Here is a 14231-nt window from a genome sequence, read left to right as displayed (position 1 = left end):
CGCCTTATGTCTCACTGATTGCAGGGGTACTGGTGGTGCACGGCCAGCAACTGGTAGCCTGAGCCCCCTTGCCTGCGGGTCTGTGAGGGATCATCGGGGCGCAACACGCCTCGATGATCACTTCGCCCCTTTTCTCAATCAAGACGACGGTGACTCTTTTGGTCAGCAACACCCCTGCACTTGCCCGCGATATCGACGGCAAAGCCATCTCTGCCCGGGTTCTCGACGAGGTTCGGGAAGAAGTCCTGGCCCTGGCCAGCCAGCAGATCTACCCTGCCCTTGCCGTGTTGCTCGTCGGTGAAGACCCCGCCAGCGAAGTCTATGTGCGCAACAAACTGCTGCGGGCCAGGGAGGTCGGCATCCGCTCCCTTGAGCATCGCCTGGCGGACAATGCCAGCCAGGACGATGTGCTGGAACTGATTGCGCAGTTGAACGCCGACGCCTCGGTGAACGGCATCCTGGTGCAGTTGCCCTTGCCGTCGCATATCGACGAGCAGGCGGTGATCCATGCCATTCACCCGATCAAGGACGTCGACGGTTTTCATCGGGAAAACGTCGGCGGCCTGGTGCAAGGCATCGAAGTGCTGACCCCCTGCACGCCCAGCGGCTGCATGCGGCTGCTGCGTGAAACCTGCGGTGACTTGAGCGGCTTGCACGCGGTGGTCATCGGCCGTTCGAACATCGTTGGCAAGCCGATGGCCACCCTGCTGCTGCAGGCCGACTGCTCGGTCAGTGTGGTGCACTCGCGCAGTGTCGATGCGCCGACGCTGTGCCGTATGGCGGACATCGTTGTTGCCGCGGTAGGTCGGCCGCATTTGATCGATGCCAGTTGGCTCAAGCCCGGGGCCGTGGTGATCGATGTCGGGATCAATCGGATTGCCGGCGAATCCGGCCCCCGTCTGGTGGGCGATGTCGATTACGCCAGCGCGCGCACCGTTGCCAGCGCGATCACGCCGGTTCCCGGGGGCGTTGGGCCGATGACCATTGCGTATTTGCTGAAGAACACCCTGATTGCCAGCCAGTTGCAGCGTACGGCAGGCCTTGGCGGGTTGTTGTCGGTCTGTGTGCCCTTGTCGAACTGAGTGCAATTCAACCTGTAGGAGCTGGCTTGCCAGCGAAAAACGTCAGGCCACCGCGTTTAAGCAGAAAAACACGCGTTATCGTTGACGACCTTCGCTGGCAAGCCAGCTCCTACGGTGATCGGGTACGTCTGGAGGAATGGGTTGGCTGTCAGGGCGCCTTCGGCACAAAATCCAGGGCAAAAAAAAATCCCGGGCAGCTGATGGACGCCCGGGACTTAAAAATGCATAAACCGTGGTGGTGAACGCGGGGCGAATATTACGGAATATTTCGCCCTGTAACAAGATATTTTGACTCACCATCCAGTTACTAATATCTCCAAGCCCTTAAATATCCACACTATTTTTAAGGCGACCTATAAAAACCAGCGGTATTCCCGTGCACTGATTTCCTGCATGAACGCCAGGTGATCCTGACGTTTGTTCTCGCAGTAGACATCCACGAATTCCGCGCCCAACCCCTCGCGCAATGGCGCATGGCTTTGCATCGATTGCACCGCTGCCAGCATCTCCAGCGGGAAATCGATACCGCTGCCGCGGTCTTCGTTGAGTGATGCGATCGGTTCGCGTCCGGCTTGCAGCCCCTGCTCCAGACCCACCAGAATCGCCGCCAGCACCAAATAAGGATTGGCATCGGCGCCCGCCAGGCGATGTTCGATCCGCAGATTCCGGTCATCCGATTCGGGCACCCGCAGACAGGCGTCGCGGTCCTCGAAACCCCAGCTCGCGCGGGTCGCGACGTTCACCGTGCCGCTCAGGCGTCGCATGGCATTGTGATTCGGGGCAAAGATCGGCATGCAATGGGGCAGCACTTCCAGGCAGCCGGCCACTGCATGGCGCAGCGCCTGCTGTCCGTCGGCGGCCAACAGGTTATTCCCCGCCTCGTCGTAGAGGCTGACATGGACATGCATGCCGTTACCCGGATGGTGCAGGTAGGGTTTGGCCATGAAGCTGGCGCGATAGTCATGTTTGAGCGCCACGCCCCGCGTGCTGCGGCAGAACAGGGCGGCCCAGTCAGCGGCGCGCAGGCCGTCATCGAGGTGACCGAAGTTGATTTCGAACTGGCCAGGGCCCAGCTCTGCAGTGATCACCGTGGCATCGATGCCTTGCGCCTGCGCGGTCTCGACCATGTCATCGAGCACCGCTGAAAATCGCGACAGCCGCTCGATATGCATGTTCGGCTGGTCGTCCGCATCGCCGGTCAGCGGATCGCGCGGGAACTGCGGCAAGCCATCCTGCAGTTGCCGATCGAACAGATAGAACTCCAGTTCGAACGCGACCACCGGGAAAATGCCCTTGCGGCCGAGCCGCTCCAGCACCTGCGCCAATACTTCCCGGGGTTCGAAGACGATCGGTTGTTCGGTGCCGCTCGAGGTGATCAGCATCTGTCCCAGCGCCTGCTGTTCCCAGCCTACGAGTTTCAATGTGCCAGGCACCAGGCGCCGGGGGGCATCTGGATCGCCGTCGTTGAAACAGTAGTCGCCGATCTTGAACAGCCCCCCTTGCGTCCCCAGCAACACACAGTTCTGCGGCAGCTTGAGAGCGCTGCCGGCAGCGACCTTTTCCAGCATCTCGATCGGGTAACGCTTACCGTAGAAATGCCCGGGAATGTCCAGGGAGATCAAGTCCACATAACGTACATCCGGGTAACGCTGACGGAAGGTACGAACCTCGGCGAGCAGATCGGAGCAGACAGCATCCATCGTTGATAGTCCTTGTTGTGTCATCAGGTGTAGACCCACAGCACTCGGGTGAGTCGATCCGAAAGGTTGCCGTAGCGGCAGTGGGCATGACTGGCCAGTTGAAAGCTGTCGCCGGCATGCAAAGTGACCGGCTCGTCGTCAGCCAGCCACAATGTCAGCTCGCCCTCCAGGACATAACCGCCCTGCTCCGAGCTGTCATTCATGTGCCGGTCGCCGCTGCTGGCGCCGGGCTCCAGCTGGCTTTCCAGCATCGAAAACGAGGCGCGCATTTTTGGCGAAACCAGTATGTCGGTGATGCCGTCGGCGTAATACAGGGTGCGGCGCTCGTCCGGACGGGTCACCCACGGCAAGGCCATGGGCTTGGGCAGACTGTAGAAATAAGTGGTCGGCACGCCGAGGGTTTCGCTGATGGCAGTCAAGTCCGCCACCGTCGGCCGTGACAGTCCGCGCTCGACTTGGGAGAGAAAGCCCACGGAGCGACCGATCTTGTCCGCCAAATCCTTGAGTGTGTATTTTTTGTGTTTGCGCAGGTCCTGGATCAGGATCGCCAGCGCCGAGATTTCTTCTTGCATGTCCATCCAAAGGCTTCCAGAAAGGGTGCAATTCAAAGGCTGTCGCGCAGTCGATACCAGGCCTTGCCCATGGCTTCCAGTGGCGCCGCCATGTATTTGCCCCCGGGAAAACTGCCGTTGACCAATCCCTGATACAGCGCCAGCTCATCTGGCTGCCCCAGTATCGCGTCCGACACTGCACGGGCCCCGGCCAGCGTCGGCAGTACACCGTGCCCGGAATACCCCTGCAGCCAGTAAAGGTCACCCCGTCGACCGATGTCCGGTGTGCGTTTGAGGGTCAGGTCGATGTGGCCGCCCCAGGCGAATTCCAGCTCGACGCCCTTGAGCTGAGGGAACACACGCTCCAGGCAGAGCCGGGTCGCGGCGGCGATGTCCCGGGGCATTCTTCCCAGGTAGGTGCAGCCACCGCCGAACAGCAGCCGGTTGTCCGGGGTGCGGCGGAAATAATCGAGTACGAACTGATTGTCGGTGACGCACACATTGCTCGGTAACAGCGCGCTCGCCTGCTGTTCCGTGAGTGGTGCCGTAGCCACCTGATAGGTACCGACCGGCAACACGCAACTGGACAGCTTCGGATCAAGCCGATCGAGATAAGCGTTGCACGCCAGCACCAACACATCGGCCCGAACGCGACCGCGCTCAGTGGTGACTACGTACTGATTGCCCGTTTCGCGATAACTCAAGGCTTTACTTTGCTCATGAATCTTTCCACCGGCACGCTCGATCGCGGCGGCCAGGCCGAGTGCCAGCTTCAGTGGGTTCAGGTGCCCGCCTTCAGGATCGAACAGGCCCGCCTGATAGCGCTCACTGGCGACCCATTGCGGCAATTGCGCACGCGGGATGAACTGCAACCCGTCGTGACCCCATTTGTGGCTGGCCTCATGCTGCCACTCGGTGAGCAGATTGACCCGTCGTGGCATCACCGACGTCCAGAGATGGCCGGCCCGATAGTCACAATCGAATTCGTGCCGTGCCGGTAATGCGCGCAACTCCCGCGCAGCCCAGCGCATGCCGTCCCACAGACGTCGCGCCCGTTCATGACCCAGCGCCGCCTCCAGCGGCGGCATGTCGCACGACCAACCGAGAATGGCCTGGCCGCCATTACGTCCTGACGCCGCCCACGCCACCCGGCTGGCTTCCAGCACGGTCACGCGCTTGCCGGCCAGGGCCAGTCGCAACGCGGTATGCAGGCCACTGAAGCCGGCGCCGATGACCAACACTTCGGTGTCCTGCTCCCCTTCCAGGGCCGCTCGATCGACTAAAAGATCCGCACAGCTGTGGGCGTAGTAACTGTCGACGTGCCGGGTGGATTGTTGAAACATGCGGGCCTCATGAAATTTTATATTTATAATTTCATGAAAAAATACAGGTTAAATTTCACAGCCGCAACCTTTCAGCTGGAAAAAGGCTATTCACGCCATTCCGGGAAATACCGATAACTGTAGGAGCCAGCTTGCTGGCGATGGACTCAAGCGCGCCGCGTTCAGCCAGATCGAACGCGTTATCGTTAACGATCATCGCGAGCAAGCTTGCTCCTACAGGGCGCCGCGTTCAGCCAGATCGAACGCGTTATCGTTAACGATTATCGCGAGCAAGCTTGCTCCTACAGGGCGCCGCGTTTAGCCAGGCCGAACGCGTTATCGTTGACGTCCATCGCGAGCAAGCTTGCTCCTACAGGGCGCCGCGTTCAGCCAGATCGAACGCGTTATCGTTAACGATCATCGCGAGCAAGCTTGCTCCTACAGGGCGCCGCGTTTAGCCAGGCCGAACGCGTTATCGTTGACGTCCATCGCGAGCAAGCTTGCTCCTACAGGGCACCGCGTTTAGCCAGGCCGAACGCGTTATCGTTGACGTCCATCGCGAGCAAGCTTGCTCCTACAGGGCACCGCGTTTAGCCAGGCCGAACGCGTTATCGTTGACGTCCATCGCGAGCAAGCTTGCTCCTACAGGCTGTTATGCGATCGGGATCAGCGGATCCGCAGCGGCCCATGCCGTTTCGCGATTGGCCACCGGCGGGTAGATCCACTGGGTGTTGATCTGGGTCTTGAGCGCCTTGCCTTCCTGCCTGACCAGCTTGACCTGGCGATCCCAGCCTTCGGTGTACACCGCGCCCCAGGCCCCCAGGTCCAGACAGGTCACATATTTGGGCTGGCGGTATGGCGTCGGGTCCACGCCCAGAATCTGCGCGGCGACGTTATTGCCGGCATGGCGGCCCAACACGATGGCATGCTGGCACGTCATCAAGGCGTAGTTGCCGATGTCATCAGTGGCGGCGTAGGCGACATCGCCGGTGGCGAAGATGTCGTCCTGGCCGATGACTTGCAGGTGGCTGTCCACGTGAAGCCGGCCCAGGTGATCGCGTTCGCCGGGGATTTGCTCGGTCAGCGAGCTGGCGCGCACGCCGGTGGTCCAGATCACGGTGCTGGCGTCGATACGCTGGCCGTCGCTCAGGTTGACACCGTTGGCGTCGATGGCAACCACCGAGGCTCGCAAGTGCCATTTCACCCCCGTCTCGAGGCTGGCTTCTTCGATCGACCTGGCGATCTCGGGCCCCATGGACCCACCGATTTTCTCGCCCCTATCGACGATGATCACTTCGATCTCGGCCTCGTCACCGAGGATCGCCCGCAGGCGCGCCGGCATTTCAGTCGCCGTTTCAATCCCGGTGAAGCCGCCGCCGGCGACGACCACTGTGTTGCGGGCTTTGCTGTGCGGAAGGTTGGCCAGGGATTTGAGGTGATTTTCCAGGCGCATGGCCTGTTCGATCTGGTCGACGTCGAACGCATGTTCACTCACGCCCGGGGTGCTGGACGGTGCCAGGCGGCTGCCGGTGGCCAGAACGAGTTTGTCGTAGCTGCACACTTGTCGAGTGCCCGAAGCATCGATGTAGCCCACACGCTTTTGCTGCACATCGATAGTGTCTGCCGCGCCCTTGATGAACTTGACGCCGACCGCCTCGAACAGCTCGCCGATCGGTGCCGCCAGTTGGTGCGTATTCGGTTCATAGAAGCGCGGACGAACACGCAGCTCGGCCTGCGGGGCCAGCACGGTGACTTCAACGTCGTTGTGAGCATGGATATCGAACAGGCGGGTCGCGCTCAACGCCGTCCACATGCCACCGAAACCTGCGCCGATTACCAGAATGTGCTGTTTCATTTTCAACTCCGGGGGAAGACCAAATGATTAATTCGCCGGCGGTCGCACGCTTGCCAGTGCCGACCGAACAACTACGACTGTATTGATCCGAGTTAATTTGCGCAATCAGTTTTTTTTGATGATTGCTATCGACACGCTTGATTGCTCAATAACCCTAACCCCCATAAAGCGCTGTGCCATGGGACGGGTATGCGGCGCGTTGCCTGACGCTGATTCAGCTGTTAATATTTACGACAACATTAGTCGGAGATACCAATGTCTCTTTACAGCGCTGGCGTCGAGTACGGCATTCATTGCCTGATTTTTCTGGTGGGGAACCACGGGGACACCCGTGAGGCGAGCGTGCGCGACCTCGCCGAGCTGCAAGGCGTGCCTCTGGACTACCTGGCAAAAATCTTCACCCGACTGGCCAAGTCAAAACTGGTGGTGGCCACCGAGGGCGTGCGCGGCGGGTTCAAGCTGGCCAGGCCTGCGGACGAAATCAGCGTGCTCGATATCGTCAATGCCATCGACGGCCAGAAGCTCATCTTTGATTGCCGCGAGATTCGCGGGCGGTGCGCGTTGTTCGAAGGCACCACGCCCGACTGGGCGGTGGCCGGTCCCTGCGCGGTCCATGCGGTGATGATGACGGCGCAGAAACGCATGGAAGAAGCCCTCGCCCAGCAGACCATCCTGGATCTGGCGCGCAGGGTCGGGCGCAAAGCCCCGCCGGAATTCGGCGTGCAAGTGGAGCACTGGATGAACGATCGTCGGGAAAAGAAAAGCGCTGCAAACGCTCAGGCAAGCGACGACACCCTCATCCAGGTGAGCGAGATCCGCGATTGAATCCTACAAACAGTCTCGAACGGCCTGGCGCAGCGCCCCGGATTTGGCCCAGGGCGGTCCCTGATAAAGCGATACCCGGCTGCCGTCTTTCGATTTCACGATATCGAGAATCTCGTCGGCCGTGATGATGCTCGGCGCCGTGATCCGGTAGCCATTGGAAATCCCCGCCTGAGTCGAATTGGGTACCACTTGCTGCCAGGCCGGCAGGACGCAGGCAGCGTATTCTTTTGGCGCTTTTTCACTGTACTTGCTGACATTCGGTTCACCTGGCACCACTGACGCGGGCAACGAACAGCCCGCCAGCAATGCCACCCCCAAGCCCCCGATCAACATTCGCATGACGCTTCCCTTTACTGAAAAGGGGGCAATGTAGCGCGTCGCTGACCAGACATCCATCCATTGAGCAGAACTCAGTGCGGGGCATTTGTATCGCCCGATTCCGGATAAGACCTGGCGTTCAGATAGGTCATCCACCGTTCGTAGGCATCATGCTGCCATTGACTGACCCGCTCCCATTCCGGGCCGCTCATCTGATGAGCAGAAATGAGCTTCATCATTTCCGTGGTGGCCGCGTCGAGATCGACTATCAGCTCCTGGGCATGAACTCTGAAATCATCGGTAGTCGTCATTTGAAAGGGCCTCGTCACAGCAAAAAAGTGGCTACTTCAATACGACACTCACTTGGCAACTTCGCGTTATTTTCCCGACAGAAGGACACGCCTTTCATCCCTAGCCTTTTACGCAGACCACCTGGCGCAGGGTGTGCACCACTTCCACCAGCTCGCGCTGAGCCTGCATGACCTTGTCGATATCCTTGTAAGCCATCGGTATTTCATCAATCACCGAGGCATCCTTGCGGCACTCTACATGGGCCGTGGCGCGGATCTGATCGTCGACGGTGAAGGTGTTTTTCGCTTTGGTGCGGCTCATGGTGCGCCCGGCGCCGTGGCTGCAGGAGCAGAACGATTGCTCATTGCCCAAGCCGCGGACGATGAAGCTTTTCGCGCCCATGGAGCCGGGAATGATCCCCAGCTCGCCTTTTTTCGCCGACACCGCGCCCTTGCGGGTGACCCACACGTCCTCGCCGAAATGCCGCTCTTTCTGTACATAGTTGTGATGACAGTTGACCGCCTCCAGCGCCACCTCGAATGGTTTGCGGATCACCTGCCGCGCGGCCCCGATTACCGCCTGCATCATCAATGCCCGGTTTTGCCGGGCGAAATCCTGGGCCCAGCCCACCGCTTCGACATAGTCCGCGAAATGCCGACTGCCTTCTTCGAAGTAAGCCAGGTCGCGGTCCGGCAGATTGGCCAGGTGCTGGCGCATGTCCGCCTGGGCCAATTGAATGAACAGATTGCCAATGGCGTTACCGACGCCGCGCGAGCCGCTGTGCAGCATGAACCAGACCTTGTCGGCTTCGTCCAGGCAGACTTCGATGAAATGATTGCCGCTGCCCAGGGTTCCCAAATGGTGGCGGTTGTTGGTGCTGGCCAGTTTCGGGTACTTGGCGGTGATCGCCTTGAACCGCGGGTCCAGCGCTGCCCAGGCCTGGTCGGCCTGCTTTGGAACGCTGTGCCACGCGCCTTCGTCGCGGCGGCCTCGGCTCAGTGTACGGCCGTGGGGTACGGCCTTTTCGATGGCGCTGCGCAGCGCGTGCAGGTTGTCGGGCAAGTCGGCGGCTGTCAGCGTGGTGCACGCGGCGATCATGCCGCAACCGATGTCGACCCCGACGGCGGCCGGAATGATCGCGCCCACGGTGGGGATTACGCTGCCAATGGTCGACCCTTTGCCCAAATGCACATCGGGCATGACCGCCAGGTGTTTGAAGATGAACGGCATCTTCGCGGTGTTGATCAATTGCTGCCGGGCTTCGCTTTCGACCGGGACGCCCTCGGTCCAGAGTTTGATCGGCTTGCCGTCGCGCACTTCCAACAGTTGCCAGGTAGATGCTTGCATGATTGCGGTTCTATTCGGGATCGGACGAACATGACGCTCCCCCGCCGAAATGGGACTAAAATTTCGTAGCGGAGCTTATCAGGAGGTCATTATGTGGCTTAACGAATCGGAAAACGAACTTCGACGTGACCTGCAAAGCGTTGCCTCGGACTTGCGATGGTCGGCGGTCGAGCTGTTGCGCATAGCGGAGCAGTTGCGCCTGGCGGGCAATGATGTGGATGCACAGGCAGCCCTGCGCTTGTGCGACCTGTTCCAGGGCGACGAACAGCGTTTGGCAGGCTATGCCGAAGAGGTGAAAGCCAAGGCCATCAGTCGAAAACAGCACAATCCGCCTGAACACGACAAGCCCCGGCAAACCGGGGCTTGAGGCGCGCTATTTATCGGTCTTCTGGCTGCTGGCGGGCTTTTTTGCCCGAGGCTTGTAACCGGGGAGAGAGGCCGCAAAGGCCAGTGCCTCTTCCCTGCTGGCGAACGCGCCGAGCCGGTCACCCTCGGTGCAGACCCGCCACGGGCCGTTGTTTACGCTGAGTACGTCATAACCGTTCATGTGCATCTTGTTGAGCATGGGAGCACTCATGGTTACCTCCTGTTCGGCAGTGATCAGCCGCCATTGACTTGATTACCTTACACCTGCCCCTTACTTAAATGCAGACCAGACGTCGCGCCGGTGGTTGCAGTTGGATTGCACTTTCCCTGCGTCCCGCCACTCCAACCTCTCAAGCAGCGATCTGGCTGGTTCAGGCCGGAATATTGCATCTGATTCACGATAACAGGCGATCAAGTGACACATGAAAGTACGTGCAACCGTCATTTGCGAGCAGGATCGGCATATTTTGCTGGTGCGCAAGCCAAGGAGTCGCTGGATGCTGCCGGGCGGCAAAGTCGAGCGAGGTGAAACCATCGCCGACGCGGCCATGCGCGAACTTCGGGAAGAAACCGGGCTTGGGGTCGACGGCCTGCTGTATCTGATGGAGCTGCAAACCGGCAATACGCGACACCACGTCTACGAGGCCTCGGTACTGAACCCGGGTGAGGCTCGGCCGCAAAATGAAATCTTCGATTGCATCTGGTATCCGCTGGACGCTATACAAAACCTGAACACAAGCGACGCTACGCTCAGAATCGTCCAAGCGTTTCAGCGTCGCTTTTAGCTGTCCAGAGCTGTCAGCCCTGGTCGCCACCGCCGACCGGCAGGGTCATGCCGGTGATGTAGGACGCTTCGTCGCTGGCCAGAAACAGGATAGCCGCGGCCTGTTCATCCAGTGTGCCGTAGCGTTTCATCAAACTGCTGTCGAGGGTCTGGTCGACGATCTGCTGATACCACACCTTCTCCTCGGCACTTTGCTGCGCGGCGTTGCGCGGGATGGCCCGCGGCGGCGCTTCGGTACCGCCGGGTGCGGTGGCGTTGACCCGAATGCCACGACCGGCGGTTTCGAACGCCAGGCACGCGGTCAGCGCATTGACCCCACCTTTTGCCGCACCGTAGGGCACGCGATTGACACTGCGGGTGGCGATGGACGACACGTTGACGATGGCGCCACTGCCCTGTTCCAGCATGAACGGCAGCGCGGCATGGCAGCACCACAGGGTCGGGAACAGCGAACGACGCACTTCGGCTTCAATCTGCTGTGCTTCGTAGTGTTCGAAAGGTTTGGTCCAGATCGTGCCGCCGACGTTGTTGATCAGTATATCCAGGCGACCGAAGCGCTCCACGGCGGCTTGCATCACCCGGCTGCATTCGTCGTATTGCTCAAGATCGGCGGTCAGGGCGAGCACCTGGCTACCCTGCGCCAATTCCTTCTGCACCTCGAACACCAGCTCCGAGCGGTCGACCAGGATCAACTGCGCCCCTTCCGCCGCCATTCGTTCGGCCACCCGGCGACCGATCCCCTGGGCGGCACCGGTAATCAACGCGACTTTTTCGTGAAATCTGTTCATGTGTACCTCACGCTGCGCTGGCGGCAAATTTTTCGTAGTAGAAATTCGCCGGGGCGATGCCTTGTTCGCGAATGAACTGGCTGACGGCCTCGACCATCGGCGGCGGGCCGCACAGGTAGACGTCGACGTCGCCATCGTTCAAATGCTTGGGCTCGATGTGCTGGGTCACGTAGCCCTTGAGCGGGTGCCGGCTGTCGGGGCTGGCCACGCAGGCGCTGAAGCTGAAGTTCGGGATGCGGGCGGCGAAGGCTTCCAGTCGATCCATTTCCACCAAGTCGAAATCGTTCGTTACGCCGTAGATCAGGTGCAACGGATGCTCACTGCCCTGCTCGGCGATTTTCTCCAGCATCGCGGTAAACGGCGCCAGGCCGGTGCCGCCCGCCAGCAGCAACAACGGACGGCGGATGTCGCGCAGGTAAAAACTGCCCAACGGCCCGGCCAGGCTCATGCTGTCGCCCGCCTTTGCCATGCCGGTGAGGAAGCTGCTCATCAGGCCGCCAGGCACGTTGCGAATCAGGAAGCTGACCTCGCCGTCACGCTGCAACGAGCTGAACGAGTAAGCGCGGGTCTGCTCGCTGCCGGGAATCCCCAGGTTCACGTACTGCCCCGGCAGGAACGCCAGTTTGCTCAGGGCCTCGCCCTTGATCGACAGCGCGATGGTGCTGTCGGACAACTGGCGCACGGCGCTGATGGTGGCGTCGTAGCTGGACTGGCGGGTGCGGCAGACTTCCGAGGAGGTTGGCACGCGGACCACGCAATCGCTCAGGGCGCGCATCTGGCAGGTGAGGACAAAACCTTGCTCGGCCTCATCGCTGCTGAGGGCGTCTTCGATGTATTCCTCGCCCAGGTCATAGCGACCGGCTTCGGCAAAACATTTACAAGTGCCGCAGGCGCCGTCACGGCAGTCCAGCGGAATGTTGATACCCTGGCGGTACGCGGCATCGGCCACGGTTTCACCGGCATTGGCGTCGATAAAGCGGGTGACGCCGTCTTCGAAGTTGAACGCAATGGAATGGGTCATGACGGCAGCCTCACAAATGGTAAACATCGATGACCTGGCGAACGTAGTCGTTCTTCAGGATCACTTTCTTGGCCTTGATCAGCGGGTTTTCCCCGCGCACATCGAGGGTGTAGAAACTGCTGCCGAAATAGCTGTCGACGGTCTTGTAGCGAAAGCTCAGGGTGTGCCAGTTGAAGCGCACCTTGCACAATCCGTCGGCTTGTTCGAGCAGCTCGATGTTGCTGATGTTGTGGGAGGTACGGGTGTCCGGCATGGTGGCGCTGGAGCGCTCGGTCTTGATCCGGAACACGCGGTCTTCCAGGCCGGTGCGGTTGCCGTACCAGATCAACGAGATTTCCCGCTGCGGGTCTTCGGTCAGCTCGTCGTTGTCGTCCCAGGAGGGCATCCAGTACGTGGCGTCCGCTGCATACAATTCCAGCCACTCATCCCATTGCCGGTCGTCGAGGTAGCGGGCTTCGCGATAGAGAAAGTCGCGCACGGCTTCATAGGTGATAGTCATTGCACGGCCTCCACTGCAATCAGGTCGGACTGCTCGGCGGCCAAGGCCTTGAGCATGGTCTGCTGCCAATATTTGTGCTGCAGCACGAACAGGCCTTCGTCTTCGGTGCGTACGCCGCTGAGCAGCGGATGCAGATCGATTTCCTTCGCGGCCTCATCGGCGCCTTCGACCCAGTGCTCGGCACCACGGGACATGTCGTTCCAGGCCGTCGCGCTGCCTTCGTAACTGGTCTGGCAGGAGCGGAACTCTTCCAGGTCGTCCGGGGTGGCCATGCCGCTGACGTTGAAGAAATCCTCGTACTGGCGAATCCGGCTCGAACGGGCGTGGTCGCTTTCGCCTTTGGGGGCGATGCAGTAAATGGTGATTTCCGTACGGTTGACCGAGATCGGCCGGGCGATGCGGATCTGCGAGCTGAACTGGTCCATCAGGTACACGTTCGGGTACAGGCACAGGTTGCGCGAGTTCTCGATCATCCAGTCAGCCCGGGCCTTGCCAAAGTCCTGGGCCAGCTCGTCGCGGCGCTCGTACAGCGGGCGGTCCTCGGGGTTGGCCCAGCGGGTCCAGAGCAGCATGTGGCCCTTGTCGAAGGAGTAGAATCCCCCGCCCTGCTTGGCCCAGCTGCCGGCGCTCATGGTCGGATTGTCATCGCCGGCTTCGCGTTGCTTGCGCTGGTTCTGGGTCGCGGCGTAGTTCCAGTGCACGGAGCTGACGTGATAGCCGTCGGCGCCGTTTTCGGCGGTGAGTTTCCAGTTGCCTTCGTAGATGTAGCTGGAGGATCCGCGCAGCACTTCCAGGCCATCGGCGGACTGATCGACGATCATGTCGATGATCTTCGCCGACTCACCCAGGTGCTCGACCAGCGGCAGCACATCAGCGTTGAGGCTGCCGAACAGGAAGCCGCGATAGGATTCGAAGCGCGCCACCTTGGTCAGGTCGTGGGAGCCTTCGCAGTTGAAGCTGGCCGGGTAACCCGCTTCGGCCGGATCCTTGACCTTGAGCAGCTTGCCGGAGTTGTTGAAGGTCCAGCCGTGGAACGGGCAGGTGTAGGAGCTCTTGTTGCCGGACTTATGGCGGCACAGCGTCGCGCCGCGGTGACTGCAGGCGTTGAGGAATGCATTGAGCACACCGTCCTTGTTGCGCGCGATGAAGATCGACTGGCGCCCCATGGTGGTGGTGTAGAAATCGTTTTTGTTGGGGATCTGGCTTTCGTGGGCGAGGTACAGCCAGTTGCCTTCGAAGATGTGTTTCATCTCCAGGTCGAACAGCCGTGGATCGGTGAACATCTCGCGTTTGCAGCGATAGATGCCCTGCTCTGGATCGTCTTCAAGCAGGGAATGCAGGTATTCGGGTCGCAGGGTCATGGCCACCGCCTCCATTGTTATTGTCAGGCAGGGCCATGCTAGGACGGGGGGATGGGGCGGACTATCCGCTGGGTGCAGACCTGTATCCGTTTTGTGCAAAGGGAGTCTGGTGGCTGTTGGA

The 14231-nt window shown here is 60.5% G+C and carries 17 protein-coding genes; 4 read left to right on the top strand and 13 right to left on the bottom strand.

Annotated elements, in window-relative coordinates; translation table 11 throughout:
- Nucleotides 1-149 precede the first annotated feature (149 nt).
- Nucleotides 150-1082, top strand: coding sequence for a bifunctional 5,10-methylenetetrahydrofolate dehydrogenase/5,10-methenyltetrahydrofolate cyclohydrolase (locus tag F8N96_RS01580; RefSeq protein WP_150796280.1), 933 nt, complete (start codon nt 150-152; stop codon nt 1080-1082).
- Between the two features lie 353 nt (nt 1083-1435).
- Here F8N96_RS01580 and F8N96_RS01575 read toward each other — a convergent pair whose 3' ends face one another.
- From F8N96_RS01575 to F8N96_RS01560, 5 genes are all read right to left on the bottom strand, one after another.
- A complete protein-coding gene (locus F8N96_RS01575) occupies nt 1436-2782 on the bottom strand; it encodes a glutamine synthetase family protein (protein ID WP_150796279.1) in 1347 nt (448 codons plus the stop codon).
- A 23-nt stretch (nt 2783-2805) separates the two neighbouring features.
- Complete coding sequence (locus F8N96_RS01570; RefSeq protein ID WP_150796278.1) at nt 2806-3360, bottom strand: helix-turn-helix domain-containing protein; 555 nt, start codon at nt 3358-3360, stop codon at nt 2806-2808.
- Between the two features lie 26 nt (nt 3361-3386).
- Nucleotides 3387-4676 (bottom strand): NAD(P)/FAD-dependent oxidoreductase, encoded by a 1290-nt coding sequence (locus tag F8N96_RS01565; protein WP_150796277.1) that lies wholly within the window; start codon nt 4674-4676, stop codon nt 3387-3389.
- 55 nt (nt 4677-4731) lie between these two features.
- On the bottom strand, nt 4732-4881 hold the full coding sequence (locus tag F8N96_RS34970) for a hypothetical protein (RefSeq protein WP_191630693.1): 150 nt from the start codon (nt 4879-4881) through the stop codon (nt 4732-4734).
- Nucleotides 4882-5307: 426 nt separating this feature from the next.
- Entirely contained in the window at nt 5308-6510 is a 1203-nt protein-coding gene (locus F8N96_RS01560) for an NAD(P)/FAD-dependent oxidoreductase (RefSeq protein ID WP_150796276.1), read from the bottom strand.
- Between the two features lie 255 nt (nt 6511-6765).
- Here F8N96_RS01560 and F8N96_RS01555 point away from each other — a divergent pair, with 255 nt between their 5' ends.
- The gene (locus tag F8N96_RS01555; RefSeq protein ID WP_150796275.1) at nt 6766-7335 is read left to right on the top strand and encodes an RrF2 family transcriptional regulator; all 570 of its coding nucleotides are present in this window, start codon (nt 6766-6768) and stop codon (nt 7333-7335) included.
- A 3-nt stretch (nt 7336-7338) separates the two neighbouring features.
- Here the strand turns inward: F8N96_RS01555 and F8N96_RS01550 are convergent, their stop codons facing one another.
- The 3 genes from F8N96_RS01550 to F8N96_RS01540 form a co-directional block, all read right to left on the bottom strand.
- Nucleotides 7339-7674 carry a hypothetical protein gene (locus F8N96_RS01550; protein WP_150796274.1) on the bottom strand — a complete coding sequence of 112 codons (336 nt, stop codon included), beginning with the start codon at nt 7672-7674 and terminating at the stop codon, nt 7339-7341.
- 71 nt (nt 7675-7745) lie between these two features.
- The gene (locus F8N96_RS01545; RefSeq protein WP_150796273.1) at nt 7746-7964 is read right to left on the bottom strand and encodes a hypothetical protein; all 219 of its coding nucleotides are present in this window, start codon (nt 7962-7964) and stop codon (nt 7746-7748) included.
- A gap of 100 nt (nt 7965-8064) precedes the next feature.
- Nucleotides 8065-9291, bottom strand: coding sequence for an RtcB family protein (locus F8N96_RS01540; protein WP_150796272.1), 1227 nt, complete (start codon nt 9289-9291; stop codon nt 8065-8067).
- A 91-nt stretch (nt 9292-9382) separates the two neighbouring features.
- Here F8N96_RS01540 and F8N96_RS01535 point away from each other — a divergent pair, with 91 nt between their 5' ends.
- A complete protein-coding gene (locus F8N96_RS01535; RefSeq protein WP_150796271.1) occupies nt 9383-9658 on the top strand; it encodes a hypothetical protein in 276 nt (91 codons plus the stop codon).
- 6 nt (nt 9659-9664) lie between these two features.
- Here the strand turns inward: F8N96_RS01535 and F8N96_RS01530 are convergent, their stop codons facing one another.
- Entirely contained in the window at nt 9665-9868 is a 204-nt protein-coding gene (locus tag F8N96_RS01530) for an SPOR domain-containing protein (RefSeq protein WP_150796270.1), read from the bottom strand.
- A 211-nt stretch (nt 9869-10079) separates the two neighbouring features.
- Here F8N96_RS01530 and F8N96_RS01525 point away from each other — a divergent pair, with 211 nt between their 5' ends.
- Nucleotides 10080-10442 (top strand): NUDIX hydrolase, encoded by a 363-nt coding sequence (locus F8N96_RS01525; RefSeq protein WP_150796269.1) that lies wholly within the window; start codon nt 10080-10082, stop codon nt 10440-10442.
- Nucleotides 10443-10455: 13 nt separating this feature from the next.
- On the opposite strand, the gene F8N96_RS01520 is transcribed toward F8N96_RS01525, so the two are convergent.
- From F8N96_RS01520 to benA, 4 genes are read right to left on the bottom strand one after another with little or no spacing between them, the layout of a single operon-like run.
- Complete coding sequence (locus tag F8N96_RS01520) at nt 10456-11229, bottom strand: 1,6-dihydroxycyclohexa-2,4-diene-1-carboxylate dehydrogenase (protein WP_150796268.1); 774 nt, start codon at nt 11227-11229, stop codon at nt 10456-10458.
- A 7-nt stretch (nt 11230-11236) separates the two neighbouring features.
- Nucleotides 11237-12250 (bottom strand): benzoate 1,2-dioxygenase electron transfer component BenC, encoded by a 1014-nt coding sequence (benC, locus tag F8N96_RS01515; RefSeq protein ID WP_150796267.1) that lies wholly within the window; start codon nt 12248-12250, stop codon nt 11237-11239.
- Nucleotides 12251-12260: 10 nt separating this feature from the next.
- On the bottom strand, nt 12261-12749 hold the full coding sequence (benB, locus tag F8N96_RS01510; protein ID WP_128872102.1) for a benzoate 1,2-dioxygenase small subunit: 489 nt from the start codon (nt 12747-12749) through the stop codon (nt 12261-12263).
- Nucleotides 12746-14110: a benzoate 1,2-dioxygenase large subunit gene (gene benA / locus F8N96_RS01505; RefSeq protein ID WP_064677166.1), complete on the bottom strand. Its 1365-nt coding sequence runs from the start codon at nt 14108-14110 to the stop codon at nt 12746-12748. The genes benB and benA overlap by 4 nt, the downstream gene beginning before the upstream one ends.
- Nucleotides 14111-14231 lie beyond the last annotated feature (121 nt).

Origin of the sequence: Pseudomonas fluorescens, assembly GCF_902497855.1 — a bacterium.
Classification (GTDB): domain Bacteria; phylum Pseudomonadota; class Gammaproteobacteria; order Pseudomonadales; family Pseudomonadaceae; genus Aquipseudomonas; species Aquipseudomonas fluorescens_BI.
Note: the sequence above shows the minus strand (reverse complement) of the source record. Positions and strands in the feature narration are given on the sequence as shown.